This window comes from Epibacterium sp. MM17-32, assembly GCF_022348205.1.
GTDB lineage: Bacteria > Pseudomonadota > Alphaproteobacteria > Rhodobacterales > Rhodobacteraceae > Epibacterium.
In genome coordinates, this window is the sequence record NZ_JAKRFC010000001.1 from 184,117 (window position 1) to 197,757 (window position 13,641).

General features: G+C 63.4%; 10 protein-coding genes, 1 tRNA gene and 1 pseudogene. 10 read left to right on the forward strand and 2 right to left on the reverse strand.

The window, feature by feature from the left end:
- Positions 1 to 43: 43 nt before the first annotated feature.
- The 7 genes from MHM88_RS00890 to MHM88_RS00920 all read left to right on the forward strand — a co-directional run bounded on the left by MHM88_RS00890 (position 44) and on the right by MHM88_RS00920 (position 8,484).
- On the forward strand, positions 44 to 1,261 hold the full coding sequence (locus MHM88_RS00890) for an aminotransferase class V-fold PLP-dependent enzyme (RefSeq protein WP_239359778.1): 1,218 nt from the start codon (positions 44 to 46) through the stop codon (positions 1,259 to 1,261).
- A 30-nt stretch (positions 1,262 to 1,291) separates the two neighbouring features.
- Positions 1,292 to 2,716 (forward strand): deoxyribodipyrimidine photo-lyase, encoded by a 1,425-nt coding sequence (locus MHM88_RS00895; protein WP_239359101.1) that lies wholly within the window; start codon positions 1,292 to 1,294, stop codon positions 2,714 to 2,716.
- A 131-nt stretch (positions 2,717 to 2,847) separates the two neighbouring features.
- Entirely contained in the window at positions 2,848 to 3,288 is a 441-nt protein-coding gene (locus MHM88_RS00900; protein WP_239359110.1) for a TrgA family protein, read from the forward strand.
- 25 nt (positions 3,289 to 3,313) lie between these two features.
- Positions 3,314 to 4,426, forward strand: a complete 1,113-nt coding sequence (locus MHM88_RS00905; RefSeq protein ID WP_239359112.1) for an NUDIX domain-containing protein — start codon at positions 3,314 to 3,316, stop codon at positions 4,424 to 4,426.
- 92 nt (positions 4,427 to 4,518) lie between these two features.
- Complete coding sequence (locus MHM88_RS00910) at positions 4,519 to 5,553, forward strand: cysteine synthase A (RefSeq protein ID WP_239359114.1); 1,035 nt, start codon at positions 4,519 to 4,521, stop codon at positions 5,551 to 5,553.
- 5 nt (positions 5,554 to 5,558) lie between these two features.
- The gene (locus tag MHM88_RS00915; protein ID WP_239359116.1) at positions 5,559 to 8,135 is read left to right on the forward strand and encodes a DUF3772 domain-containing protein; all 2,577 of its coding nucleotides are present in this window, start codon (positions 5,559 to 5,561) and stop codon (positions 8,133 to 8,135) included.
- A gap of 259 nt (positions 8,136 to 8,394) precedes the next feature.
- Positions 8,395 to 8,484 (forward strand) — tRNA-Ser (locus tag MHM88_RS00920).
- Between the two features lie 133 nt (positions 8,485 to 8,617).
- Here MHM88_RS00920 and mtnA read toward each other — a convergent pair.
- Positions 8,618 to 9,712, reverse strand: coding sequence for an S-methyl-5-thioribose-1-phosphate isomerase (gene mtnA / locus MHM88_RS00925; protein WP_239359118.1), 1,095 nt, complete (start codon positions 9,710 to 9,712; stop codon positions 8,618 to 8,620).
- 199 nt (positions 9,713 to 9,911) lie between these two features.
- On the opposite strand from mtnA, the gene MHM88_RS00930 reads away from it, so the two are divergent.
- From MHM88_RS00930 to MHM88_RS00940, 3 genes and pseudogenes are all read left to right on the forward strand, one after another.
- Positions 9,912 to 10,739, forward strand: a complete 828-nt coding sequence (locus MHM88_RS00930) for an inositol monophosphatase (protein ID WP_239359120.1) — start codon at positions 9,912 to 9,914, stop codon at positions 10,737 to 10,739.
- A gap of 67 nt (positions 10,740 to 10,806) precedes the next feature.
- Entirely contained in the window at positions 10,807 to 11,619 is an 813-nt protein-coding gene (locus tag MHM88_RS00935) for an enoyl-CoA hydratase (RefSeq protein ID WP_239359122.1), read from the forward strand.
- A gap of 631 nt (positions 11,620 to 12,250) precedes the next feature.
- Positions 12,251 to 12,847 (forward strand): annotated as a pseudogene (locus MHM88_RS00940) (Hint domain-containing protein); the annotation flags it as partial.
- A gap of 20 nt (positions 12,848 to 12,867) precedes the next feature.
- Here the strand turns inward: MHM88_RS00940 and MHM88_RS00945 are convergent.
- Entirely contained in the window at positions 12,868 to 13,485 is a 618-nt protein-coding gene (locus MHM88_RS00945) for an NTP transferase domain-containing protein (RefSeq protein ID WP_239359124.1), read from the reverse strand.
- Positions 13,486 to 13,641 lie beyond the last annotated feature (156 nt).

Below are 13,641 nucleotides of genomic sequence, written 5' to 3' on the forward strand. Positions count from 1 at the left end.
ACTGTTCCTGCCATTGATCCGCAAAGGGAGCACGCGCCGCGCCATGGATATCGATTTTGTCCGCAAACAGTTTCCAGCATTTGATCAGGCCGCACTGCAAGGGCAGGCCTTTTTTGAAAACGCAGGCGGGTCCTATACCTGCCGTCAGGTGATTGATCGCCTCTTCCGGTTTTACACAGAACACAAGGTCCAACCCTACGCACCTTATGAGGCCTCGCAAGTTGCGGGGGCCGAAATGGACGAAGCGCGCAGCCGTTTGGCGGCACTTCTCGGAGTGGGTGCCCAAGATGTGAGCTTTGGTCCCTCGACGACGCAAAACACCTATGTTCTGGCACAGGCCTTTCGCAAGTTTCTGAAACCGAGCGAAAAGATCATCGTCACCAATCAGGATCACGAGGCCAACACCGGCCCCTGGCGGCGTCTGGCGGACGAGGGGATCGAGGTGCTGGAATGGCAGATTGATCCGGCGACGGGGCATCTTGACCCAACCACGCTGGAGCCGTTGCTGGATGAAAGCGTCCGTCTGGTCTGTTTCCCGCATTGTTCCAACGTGGTGGGCGAGATCAATCCGGTGACCGAAATCACCGCTCTGGCGCATGCCGCCGGGGCCTTTGTCTGTGTCGACGGGGTCTCTTACGCGCCCCATGGCCTGCCCAATGTGGGGGAGCTGGGGCCGGATATCTATCTGTTTTCGGCCTATAAAACCTACGGGCCGCATCAGGGGATCATGGTCATCAACCCGGCGCTCGCAGAGCTGCTGCCCAATCAGGCGCACTATTTCAACGCGGATGTGCCCTACAAGCGCTTTACCCCGGCAGGACCGGATCATGCGCAGGTCGCCGCCTGTGCCGGGATGGTCGACTATTTTGAAGCACTCGCCGCCCATCACGGTGCGACGGAAACCAAGGGCGCAGCCATGGGGACCTTTGTGCACGACCTGATGCGGCAGCGCGAAATTGCGCTGTTGCAACCGCTTTTGGACGCCGTGAAGGATCGCAACGACATCCGGCTGCTTGGCCCTTCGGCGGCTGAGGATCGTGCACCAACCGTGGCGCTTTCGCTGGGGCGTGCGGCAGAACCGGTGGCGAAACAACTGGCAGAGTTGGGTATCATGGCCGGCGGCGGTGATTTCTATGCGGTGCGTGCGCTCAACGCCATGGGGGTGGACCCGTCCGAGGGCGTGCTGCGGCTGAGTTTTACCCATTATACCGATCAATCGGAGGTGACAGCGCTGATCGAGGCCCTAGATCGCGTCCTGTAACATCTGATTGAGCAAGGACTATGACTGACCATGGCTGACACCCGACCGGTGATCTGGTGGATCAGGCGCGACCTGCGCCTGCGTGACAATCCGGCCCTGACGGCGGCGCTGGAGACGGGCGGACCGATCATTCCGCTTTATATCCACGACCCTCAAGACGAGGCCCTCGGCGCGGCTCCAAAGTTTCGGCTGGGGCTTGGGCTTGAGCGTTTTGCCAAAACGCTCGAGGGGCACGGCAGTCGATTGACCCTGCGAAAGGGGGACGCGCTTGCGGTGTTGCGCGAGGTCATCAAGGAGAGCGGAGCCGGTCATGTGATCTGGTCCCGGCTCTATGATCCAGAGGCGATCAAACGCGACACCGAGATCAAGGAACAGCTCAAAGCCGCTGATATTGCTGTGAAATCCACCGGGGGGCGGCTGATGTTCGAACCCTGGACGGTCGAGACCAAAGACGGCGGTATGTACAAGGTCTACACGCCGTTCTGGAAGGCCGTGCGCGACCGGGAGGTCGAGGGTCTGATTGATGCGCCTGCACACCTGCCAAAGCCGGATGCGTGGCCCGAAACGGACAAGCTTGCAGATTACAACATGAGTGCCGCCATGCGCCGCGGTGCTGAGATCGTCGCAGGATACTGCCAGGTGGGTGAGGACGCGGCGCTGGAGCAGCTGGACCGATTCCTTGAGGAGCGTGTCGCCACCTATAAGGCGGACCGGGACTTTCCGGGGCGCGCGGCCACGTCAGAGCTGTCGGAGAACCTCGCCTGGGGCGAAATCAGTCCGCACCGGATGTGGCATCTGGGCGCGCAGGCGATGCGGGACGGCAAACAGGGCGCGGAACATTTCCTGAAAGAGGTGGTCTGGCGTGAGTTTGCCTATCACCTGATGTATCACTCGCCGCAAATCCTGACCCGCAACTGGCGCGAGGAATGGGACGGTTTTCCATGGCAAGACGACCCGGGCGAGGCGCTCTTGCGCTGGCAACAAGGGCAAACGGGCTATGATTTTGTCGATGCGGCGATGCGAGAGCTCTATGTCACCGGTAAAATGCACAATCGCGCCCGGATGATTGTGGCAAGTTTCCTCACCAAGCATCTGATGATCCATTGGAAATTCGGGATGCAGTGGTTTGAGGATTGTTTGGTGGACTGGGATCCTGCGTCCAATGCCATGGGCTGGCAATGGGTGGCCGGATCGGGGCCGGATGCCGCGCCTTTCTTTCGGATTTTCAATCCCGATGGCCAGTTGGAGAAATTTGACCCCAAAGGGCACTATGTGCGCAGCTGGCTGGCGGAAGGGCAATCGAACCCGCCCCAGACCGCGACGGATTTCTTTGCGGCCACGCCAATGAGTTGGAAGTTGCAGCCCGGGATGCCGCGGGCCACTGCGCTGGTCGACCTGAAGGCTGGACGAGAGCGGGCCTTGAACGCCTACCATGACAGCAGAGAGACAGGTTAGGGCGCGATCCGTGCTGCCGATGCGCCCAACCTGCGGCTATATTGCGGAAAAGGCGCCATCGGCTCTGGATTTGTCGCCGTGCTGCGCCTACCGTGGCCGCATTCGAGCAGACGTGCAGGACGAGAGAAAACATGCCCACCGCAGCGCGCCTTGTGGCAGCCCTTGCCCTTGCGGCCTTGGCCTTTGTGGTTTCCGGACAGATCATGCCGCTGATGCCGGAGAACACCGACTTTGGCTATTTTACCCATGTGAACATGGCGTTGGCTGCGGTTGTTGGCTGGAAGATCATCGGCCCGCGCGCCGGTCGCGGATTTGTGCCCGGAGTGAACAACGGGTTGACCGGCATGGCGGTCCTTGTCCTGTTGGCGCTGTTCCTGCAAGGGGCTGTCGAAATGTTCCGCCTTGCGCACCGGCACGTGTATGATGATCCCTTCGAAGCGCTGGCTGCGATTTTCACCATCGGTCTGGAGTATTTCTTCATCATGGCCGTTCCGACGGTTCTGATCACCCTGGTGATTGGCGGCGCAGTGGTCGGAGTGATCGTCGACGTGTCTGCAAAACGTTGGAAATAGATATTTTTTGAGAGGTTTGATCCGGATGGATGTGTTTGTTGCCGGGGCGCTGTGCCTGCCGGAGGTGAGAGCGGCCGTGCTGGGCGCGGGGGCTGGGGATATTGATGCGGTCCCGGCGACCCTTCCGGACCATCGGCTGATGCTGTGCGGGCCCGCCGCGCACCCCGCGCTGCTGCGGCAGGAGGGCGACCGTTGCGATGGCCTCTGTCTGCGCGGCCTCACCGAACCGCAGCGTGCGGCCTTGACCTATTATCACCGCTGTTTCGGCCAGGGACCCACCAGTCTGGCGGCAGAGACAGACACCGGCACGTGCGAGGTAGTCGCGTTTCGCGATGATGCGCCGGAGAACGGGACGCCGGTGTCACTGGCCGAATGGGCGCAGGAGTGGGGCGCGGTTGCGGCGCGGATGGCGGCAGAGATCATGGCCTATCACTCCCGCAAACCCGCAGAGGAGATGACCAAATCGCTGGCGCCGATGCGCCGCCGCGCCACGGCCTGGTGTGCCGCGCGGGCGCGTCCCGCCGACCCGGCGCATGATCTGGCGCGCGACGTGGTCGTGCATGCCCACAAGCGGGAATACGTGAATTTCTTCGCCATGGAAGAGATGGACCTGCAACACCGCAAGTTCGATGGCAGCATGGGGCCGGTGATGAACCGCGGCGTGGCGCTGGTCGGCGAGGCGGCGGTGCTGCTGCCCTATGATCCCGCGCGTGATTGCGTCCTGTTGATCGAACAGTTCCGGGCGGCGATCTATATCGCCGGAGAGGCCGCGCCCTGGACCTGGGAGCCGCCGGCGGGGCTGATCGATCCCGGCGAGACACCCGAGCAGGCCGCCCGGCGCGAAGCCAAGGAGGAAGCCGGGCTGGACGTGCCGCATCTGGAGCGAGTCGGCAGTCTCTACCCCTCCAGCGGTTCGTCGGGCGAATATATCCACATCTTCTGCGGCCTCGCCGACCTCTCCGTGATCGAAGGCGGTGGCGGCGTGCCGAGCGAAGGGGAGGATATTCGCAGTAAAGTCATCTCGTTCCAAGAATTGATGGCAGGCGTGGACGATTGTACCTTTCAGGACATGCCTTTGGTGACAGCGGCGCTCTGGCTGGCGCGTCACAGGGACCGTCTCCGCGCTGAATTCTGCTGACATCGCATCGAGACCGCCGAGCGGGTGCACGCACCCTTGTGATCGCGTGGACCCCCGGCTACATCAATGGGGAACGAGTGAAAGGGACCTCCATGCGCATTGCACGTGATCTGGCCGATGCGGTCGGCCATACCCCGCTGATCCGGCTGAACAAAGTCAGCGAAGAAACCGGCTGCGAAATCCTCGGGAAGGCCGAGTTCATGAACCCGGGCCAATCGGTCAAGGACCGGGCCGCGCTCTATATCATCAAGGATGCGATTGCCCGGGGCGACCTGAAACCCGGCGGCACCATTGTCGAGGGCACCGCTGGCAACACCGGTATCGGTCTGGCGCTGGTGGGGGCCTCCATGGGCTTCAAGACGGTGATCGTCATCCCCGAGACCCAGTCCGAAGAAAAGAAAGACATGCTGCGCCTCGCTGGCGCGCAACTGGTTCAGGTGCCCGCAGCGCCCTACAAGAACCCCAACAACTATGTGCGCTATTCGGAACGTCTGGCGGCGGAGCTGGCCAAGACCGAACCCAATGGCGCGATCTGGGCCAATCAGTTCGACAATGTGGCCAATCGTCAGGCCCATGTCGAAACCACCGGCCCCGAGATCTGGGATCAGACCGGCGGCAAGGTTGACGGGTTCATCTGTGCCGTCGGCTCTGGCGGGACATTGGCGGGGGTGGCCGAGGTGCTGCAACCCAAGGGCGTCAAGATCGGCCTGGCCGACCCCAATGGCGCTGCGCTCTATTCCTATTACGCCACTGGCGAGCTGAAATCCGAAGGCTCCTCCATCACCGAGGGGATCGGGCAGGGGCGGATCACCAAGAACCTCGAAGGGTTCACCCCGGACTTCAACTACCAGGTGCCAGATGCCGAGGCGCTGCCCTTTGTGTTTGACCTGCTGCATGAAGAAGGTCTGGTGCTGGGTGGATCCTCGGCCATCAATATCGCCGGTGCGGTGCGGCTTGCCCGCGAATTGGGGCCGGGTCATACGATCGTCACCATCCTGTGTGACTATGGCACGCGCTATCAGTCAAAACTGTTCAATCCCGACTTCCTCAGGGACAAGGGGTTGCCGGTGCCCGAATGGATGACACACGCGCCCGCCTCGATCCCGGGTGTGTTCGAGGACGCCTGATCCCAATGACCCGTATGAAAACACTCTTCCAGGTCGGCCTTCTCGGGCTGACCTGTTTGCTATTTCCGATGGCGGTTTCGGCGCAGACGACCGAATCCACCGCCGCGCCCGCAGCCGCTGACGCGCCGTCCGATTCCGCCGCGCCTCAGACGGAGGCGGGGCTGTCCCAGGCGCGCAACCTGGCACAATCGAACCTGTCCGGTCCGCTTGGCGAATATTACGAAACCTGGCAGCGCACGGCGAACCGGGCCGAACGTGTGCTGGACGCCAAGCGCGCCTCCAACGGGGCGCTGGAATCGCTGCGCCTTGAATTGACCGAGTACCGGCAACAGTTCCTCGATGCCGGCAGCCAGAATGCCGATCGCATCAAGACGCTGCGCGCCCAGATCGAGGCGCTTGGCCCCGCGCCCGAAGAGGGCAGCAGCGAACCGGACAATATCGCCACCCTGCGCGACGAGCTGCAGAGCCAGCTGGCGAATCTGACCGCACCGCAGGTGTTGGCCGATCTCGGCTACAGCCGCGCCCAGGGGTTGATCTCCGAAATCGACAAGCTGATCCGTGACCGCGCAACGCGCAAGTTGCTGGAACGGGCGCCGATGCCGCTCAACCCGGAGAACTGGCCATCCGCGGCAACTGACACCGCCAATGTGCTGGCGGCCTTCTGGAACGAAACCGCAGGTCTCCTTGCCAATGCCACCACCCGGGAGAGCATTCGGTCGCGGTTGCCGCTGCTGCTGCTGCTGAGTGCGGCCGCGCTGCTGCTGCTGGGACGCGGGCGGCACTGGGCCAAACGCGCGGGCGCCTATCTGCGCGAGCTCGGCGGCAAGGGCACCGGAGTCTGGCGTTTCATTGTGTCGCTGTTGCAGGTGTTGCTGCCCTACATCGGCACCGTGCTCCTGGTGCGGGCGATCGACCTGTCGGGCATTCTCGGCGTGCGGGGCACGCTGCTGCTGGATGATGTGCCGCTGTGGTCGTTTCTGCTCTTCGCGTCCCACTGGCTGGGGGAGCGTTTGTATGTCTATCAGATCACCAATGAGCTGATCCCCTTTGAACCCAGATCCCAGGGGCAGGTGCGGGTTTTGCTGGCCTCGCTGGCCTTTGTGCTGGTGCTGCAACTGATGCTGGATCGTCTCGATGTGATCGAGAATTTCGACGATGGCACCTTTGCGGTGCTCAGCTGGCCGCTGATCCTGCTGGCCTCCTTGCTGCTGCTGCGGCTGAACCGCATTCGCGCCAAGCAGCGCCGACAGGATCCCGATCCGGCAGGGGACGACGACGAAGGCGCGATTGCTGCCGGGGCCAGCCGGGCCATGTCCGTATTGCGGCGCCTGGTGTTTGTGCTGGCGGTGGTGGCACCGGTGGTCGGCGCCTTTGGCTATATCAACGCGGCGATCGCCATCATCTATCCGGTCATCCTGACGCTGGCGCTGGTTACCACCCTCATGGTGGTGCAGCGCTTCCTGTCCGACATCTATGGCTGGCTGACCCGCGACGGGCAGGGCGCCGAGGATTCGCTCTTTGCGGTGATGACGGGGTTTGTGCTGGCGCTTGTCTCCCTGCCATTCCTGGCCCTGATCTGGGGCGCCCGCACGTCGGACCTGACCGAGCTCTGGTCTCGCTTCCTCGAAGGGTTCAATATCGGCGATACCAAGATCTCGCCCACGATCTTTCTGACCTTTGTGGTGGTGTTTGCCGCCGGCTATGTGCTGACCCGCCTGTTGCAGGGCAGCCTGCGCTCCTCGCTGCTGCCAAAGACCAAGATCGACCCGGGCGGGCAGAATGCGATCGTCTCGGGCGTCGGCTATATCGGCATTTTCCTCGCGGCGCTGATCGCGGTGTCGACGGCCGGGCTGGACCTGTCGTCGCTGGCGATCGTGGCCGGTGCGCTGTCGGTCGGGATCGGCTTTGGCCTGCAGACCATCGTGTCCAACTTCGTCTCCGGCATCATCCTGCTGATCGAACGTCCGGTCTCCAAGGGCGACTGGATCGAGGTCGGCGGCCTGATGGGCTATGTGCGCGACATCTCGGTGCGCTCGACCCGGATCGAGACCTTCGACCGCACCGATGTGATCGTTCCGAACTCCGACCTGATTTCTGGAACCGTCACCAACTACACCCGCGGCAATACCGTGGGCCGGGTGATCGTGCCGGTGGGCGTGGCCTATGGCACCGATCCGCGCAAGATCGAGGAAATCCTGATGGATGTCGCCAAATCGCATCCGATGGTGTTGATGAACCCGGCGCCTGCGGTGGTCTTCCAGGGGTTCGGTGCCGACAGTCTCGATTTCGAGATCCGCGCCATCCTGCGCGATGTGAACTGGGTGCTGTCGGTGAAATCCGACATGAACTACGAGATTGCCAAACGCTTTGACGAGGCGGGCATCGAGATCCCGTTTGCACAGCGTGACATCTGGATTCGCAACCCCGAAGCCCTGAAGGACGAGGCGGCAAGCGCGGACACCGCGCCGGAGGACGCCGTTACGCCTCAGGAGGACGCGCGGGCAGCGCAGAGCGCCCCGCCAAAGCCCGATCTGACGGATCTCTCACCGGATGACGGCGCAGAGGGGGAGGCGGACCGCTAAGGCGATCACAGCCCCCCGGGCCCTTGCACCTATGACGCCGCCGCGACCTTCGTGGCGGCGTTTGTCGTCCGGGGCTCCCGACGGCCATGCGGGCGGGCAGAAGACCGCCACACCGGTTCCACATGCCCCGTTTTGAAGGGGCGATTCATACCATATTCACAGGTGGTTAGACCGAAATGGGAGGTCGCGAAAAAAACTGATCTTTTTCTCGCAAAGCCTATTGCAATCCCTCCCGAAATACATCAGATATGCGCCCCACGGAGAGGTGGCCGAGTGGTCGAAGGCGCACGCCTGGAAAGTGTGTAGGCGGGAAACCGTCTCCAGGGTTCGAATCCCTGTCTCTCCGCCATAAACCCCACGATTGGTTTTTGGCACAAGATCCGGCTCGGTTGAGCGGATCGTCCCTTTCTTGTCACATCGTTGATCGACATGAAAACGGGCGCACGCAGCGCCCTGTCTCCTGTTTGGTCTTGACCGTTGGCTCAGCCCGCCAGATCCGGGAACAAGCCCGCCAGACCCTCGGCGCTGGCCTCGCAGATGCCGCGTTCGGTGATGAGGCCGGTCACAAGCCGGTGCGGCGTGACATCAAAGGCGGGGTTGCCTGCGGGGGTGCCTTCTGGCGTCACCCGAACCGGACTGATCCGCCCGCTGGTGTCGCTGCCCTGGACATGGGTCACCTCCTGGCCGGGACGTTCCTCGATCGGAATTTCACCGATGCCATCGGTGACGGTCCAGTCGATGGTGGGCGAGGGCAGGGCCACGTAGAAGGGCACGCCATTGTCCTTGGCCGCCAGCGCCTTCAGATAAGTGCCGATCTTGTTGCAGACATCGCCCTGACGGGTGGTGCGGTCGGTGCCGGTGATGACCAGATCGACCTGACCATGCTGCATCAGATGCCCGCCGGCATTGTCGGTGATGTAGCTGTGCGAGATGCCGTGGCTGCCCAGCTCCCAGGCGGTCAGCGCGCCCTGGTTGCGCGGCCGGGTCTCGTCCACCCAGACATGCAGCGGCAGGCCCGCGTCATGGGCCTGATACATCGGGCTGGTTGCAGTGCCCCAGTCCACGGTGGCGATCCAGCCGGCGTTGCAATGGGTCAGGATCTGCACCGGCGCGCCATCGGCCTTTTGCGCGGCGATCTCCCGGATCAGGGCAAGGCCATGTTCGCCGATGCGCCGGTTGATCTCCACATCCTCGTCCGCGATCTCATGGGCGAGGCGGAGCGCGGCGTCGGCCCGCGCGCCCGGCTCCAGCGGTGCGAGCGCCGCGCGGCAGCGATCGAGCGCCCAGCGGAGATTGATGGCGGTGGGGCGGGTGGCATGCAACAGCTCCCAGGCGCGGGCGAGGGCGGCGTCGGAACTGTCCTGCGCCATTGCCAGCGCCATGCCATAGGCCGCTGTCGCCCCGATGAGCGGCGCCCCACGAACATGCATGTCGGTGATCGCAGTGGCATAATCTGCCAGCGTGTCGAGCTGCTGAATACGGAAGTCATGGGGCAGCCAGCGTTGATCGATGATCTGCAGCGCCCCTTTCTGCGCATCCCACCAGAGCGAGCGGTAGTGCGTGCCGTTGACTTTCATCGGGTCTCTCCTCGTGCCGTTGCACCAATGCGGTTTCGCCACAGTGTTAGGACCGCAGAGAGCACGACGAAAGGTCAAACGCGCCATCCTCCGATCTGCTGTCGTGAAAATTTCATGGAGCGACGCGCTGCTTGCGCGTGAGTTTTCTCCGGCAACGGGATAGGAGGGCACGTGACTGCTGGCAGAGGAGAAACGGGTGATGCGGCTGGATCAGAACACCGAGGGCGCGTTGATTGCCATGGTTCGTGCGGCCGCGCAGGCAGAGATCATGCCCCGTTTCCGCAATCTCTCCGCCGCAGCAATTACAGAGAAATCCTCCACCATCGACCTGGTCACCGAGGCCGATGTGGCAGCTGAACGGCACATGACGCGGCGCGTGGCGGACATCCTGCCGGGCGCCGTGGTGATCGGTGAGGAAGCGGTCAGCGCCGATCCGGCCACGCTGGCCCGGCTGCCGCAGGCGGAGGTTGCGGTGATCCTGGACCCGATCGACGGCACCTGGAACTTTGCCAATGGGCTTGCGACCTTTGGCGTGATCCTCGCGGTTGTCGTCCGGGGCCGGACGGTGTTTGGTCTGCTCTATGATCCGGTCATGGACGATTGGGTGCAGGCAAGCCTCGGGGGCGGCTGCTGGTTTGCAGCACCGGATCGGGCGCCGGAGCGGTTGCAGGTCGCAGCGGAGCGTCCCTTTGCGGAGGCGACCGGGTTCTTGCCGCATTACCTGTTCCCGACAGCCGAGCAACCCCGCCTTGTTCAGGGCATGATCGCCGCGCGCCGGGTCAATGCGCTGTGCTGTTCGTGTCATGAATACCGGATGATGGCGCAGGGCAACGCGGACTTCATCCAGACCGAGGGGCTTCATTGCTGGGATCACGCCGCAGGTGTGCTGGCGGTGCAGGAGGCTGGCGGATACGCGCAGCTTGTGGACGGGCGCGACTATGCGCCGGTGATCTCGGAGGGGCGGTTGACCGTTGCGACCGGGCCGTGCATGCGGGATGAGGTTTGCGCAGCGTTTGATCTGGGATGATCCATCCTCCCCCTTGGCGCATGCCGGGGGCTGCACTAGGCTCTCTCTGAAAACCGGGAGGCCGCGCATGGCAGAGGATCAATCAATCGACCCGTTGGTCACACGGCAGGATCAGGCCGGCGTCACCACGCTGACGCTGAACCGGCCGCGCAGTATCAATGCGCTGTCCGAGGCCATGCTCTGTGCCCTGCAAGCGGAGCTGGACGGGATTGCGCAGGACCGCTCGGTCCGGGTGGTGATCCTGCGCGGCGCCGGAGATCACTTTTGTGCTGGTCACAACCTCAAGGAAATGACCGCGGCGCGCGAGGCCACGGACGGGGGATTTCAGTATTTTCAGGATCTCTTTGCCACCTGTTCGCGCATGATGCAGACCCTGGTGGAGTTGCCCCAGCCGGTCATCGCCGAGGTGTCGGGGATCGCCACGGCTGCGGGCTGTCAACTGGTGGCAAGCTGCGATCTGGCGGTTGCGTCGGAGGAGGCGCGCTTTGCCACGTCCGGTGTCAATATTGGCCTGTTCTGTTCGACGCCCATGGTGGCGCTCTCGCGCAATGTGGCGGCCAAACATGCGATGGAAATGCTGCTCCTCGGCGATTTTGTTCCCGCGGCGCGGGCCGCCGAGATGGGCCTGATAAACCGTGTGGTGCCCCTCGACCAGCTGTCGCAGGCCGCCGCCGGCATGGCGCACCGGATCGCGGAGAAATCGCCAGCTGCGGTAAAGATCGGCAAGCGGGCCTTTTACGTCCAGGCCGCAATGTCGCTGGACGAGGCCTATGCCTACGCCGGTCGCGTCATGGCCGAGAACATGATGGCACGAGATGCGGAGGCCGGTATCGGGGCCTTTCTGTCGAAATCCGACATGCCGGACTGGATCGGAGAATAGGGCGCACGCCGCGACAGGTGGAATATGGCAGAGGGGGAGCGCGCCCGGATGCGCCCCTGTGCCCGAGCGGCGAATCGAATCGCCTCTGCGTCATTGTGGGCTCAGTCTGGCGTGGCGCGGCCAGGTCGGGAAACAATCCGGCGTGTAGGTCGCGTTTGTTCGGGCAACCCGCGTTGACCGGACGTGTCGGGACGGCTCATGGCGCAGGCTATCGCCAAAACATCGTGAAGCCGTGCGGTTTCGAAACCGGAAACAATGGCCCGGGCCTCATCTGAAGCCGGAACAGATTGTGGCAAATTTTAGCCAAATGCGTGCCATTACTGCGCCGAATGTTCAGCCTGCCTCTGCGGCAATCGGGAAACAATCCTGTCGCCTGCGGTCAGGCGCTCCGGCCGGGCGCCGGCGTTCAGCCCCAATGTCGAAAGTTTTAACTGTGTTTTAGCCTATGGTCCTGTGCGGGGCTCCGGTATTCCTGAGGTCCACCAAGAGGTTGCTGTCAGGACAGGTCGCGGCCTGTTGCGGAACGACCAAAGCTCCTGTGGGGGGCAAGAGCGAAGGAGAGCACAAAATGGGCCGCAAAGACGAGACATCCGCCACATCACCGACCGAGGCCGCGCCGGCACGATCCTGCAAACGGGTCACCCCGTGTTTCACGCCCGGAACCTTGATTGCGACCCCGAATGGAGAGCGCCCGGTTGAAAACCTTCGGGCCGGAGACCGTGTCATTACCCGCGACAATGGCATCCAGGCGATCCGCTGGGTCGGGCGCAACGCCATGGGCAAGGAGGATCTTGCACATGCGTCCTATCTACAGCCGATCCTGATCCGGCAGGGGGCGCTTGGCAACGGACTGCCGGAACGCGACATGATGGTCAGCCCGAACCACCGGGTGCTGGTCGCCAATGACAAGACCGCGCTCTATTTCGAAGATCGCGAGGTTCTGGTGGCCGCCAAACACCTCACCGGTCTGATCGGGATTGATGCGATCGAGACCACGGCGGTGACCTATATCCACTTCATGTTTGCCGAGCATGAGGTGGTGCTCTCCGACGGTGCCTGGACCGAGAGCTTTCAGCCTGGGGACCAGTCGTTGCGGGGGCTCGACAATGGGCCGCGCACGGAGATCCTGGAGCTGTTCCCGGAGTTGCGGAACGCGGAACCGGAGGAGGTCTTTCCCTCGGCCAGACGGGTGCTGAGAAAACGCGAAGCAAAGATGATCCTGCACTGAGGCGCAGCCCCCCCCCGTCGTCAGCGCCGGTCGTGCTGTTGCCGCCACGCGTCCCAGGCTTCGGGGGTATCCAGATCGGTGAGCGCATGCGCTGCCGGAAGCGCGACAGAGCGCAGCTGTTCCCCGTTCAGAACGTGCCGGGCGCCGGCGTCTCCGCTGAGCTGCTTCAGCGCGTCGAAACAGCGGCGCGGGAACAGGACCGGATGTCCGGGCACTGTGTGTCCGGCCTGATCTTGACCGGTGGCACGGCAGATGGCGCCCTCCGGGTCAGATCCCGAGGCCTCAAACGCCTCGCCCATGTTGCGCAGGTCGGCGGTGGTCAGTTCCGGCATATCGGCTGGCAGGATCATCACGCCGGTGATGTGCTCCGGCAGCGCCCGCACCCCGGCACGGATGGAGGCAGCCATGCCCTCGGCGGCGTCCGGAACCGGCACGCGATGGGTGTCCTTTGCCAGCAACGCCCGTGGATGGGCGAGGTCGGGCAGGGTGACCAGAACCTCGTATCCGGTTGCCTGTGCTCTTGCGATCAACCGGGCAAGCAGCGGCTGTCCGGCGACCTCCTCCAGCAGCTTGTCCCGTCCTCGCATGCGGGTGGCGGCCCCGGCGGCCAGCAGCAATACCGCGATGTGGTCATGCATGGGCGTGCCCCGATATCCTGTTTCACAACGGTGATTTCCTGGCGTCATTCTGGTCAGGATAGCACGCGCTGCCAAGAGGTCATGGCTGGTCTGGGCTGGCATCGCCTGTTTGCGCGCGCAGCGCGGTGGCCGAAGAAACGACGCGCGCCCCGTAAG

Coding starts and splice junctions, on each gene's coding strand:
- MHM88_RS00910 (WP_239359114.1), top strand. CDS start 4,519: ATGCGCATTGCACGTGATCTGGCCGATGCGGTCGGCCATACCCCGCTG.
- MHM88_RS00930 (WP_239359120.1), top strand. CDS start 9,912: ATGCGGCTGGATCAGAACACCGAGGGCGCGTTGATTGCCATGGTTCGT.
- MHM88_RS00915 (WP_239359116.1), top strand. CDS start 5,559: ATGACCCGTATGAAAACACTCTTCCAGGTCGGCCTTCTCGGGCTGACC.
- MHM88_RS00900 (WP_239359110.1), top strand. CDS start 2,848: ATGCCCACCGCAGCGCGCCTTGTGGCAGCCCTTGCCCTTGCGGCCTTG.
- mtnA (WP_239359118.1), bottom strand. CDS start 9,712: ATGAAAGTCAACGGCACGCACTACCGCTCGCTCTGGTGGGATGCGCAG.
- MHM88_RS00895 (WP_239359101.1), top strand. CDS start 1,292: ATGGCTGACACCCGACCGGTGATCTGGTGGATCAGGCGCGACCTGCGC.
- MHM88_RS00945 (WP_239359124.1), bottom strand. CDS start 13,485: ATGCATGACCACATCGCGGTATTGCTGCTGGCCGCCGGGGCCGCCACC.
- MHM88_RS00890 (WP_239359778.1), top strand. CDS start 44: ATGGATATCGATTTTGTCCGCAAACAGTTTCCAGCATTTGATCAGGCC.
- MHM88_RS00905 (WP_239359112.1), top strand. CDS start 3,314: ATGGATGTGTTTGTTGCCGGGGCGCTGTGCCTGCCGGAGGTGAGAGCG.
- MHM88_RS00935 (WP_239359122.1), top strand. CDS start 10,807: ATGGCAGAGGATCAATCAATCGACCCGTTGGTCACACGGCAGGATCAG.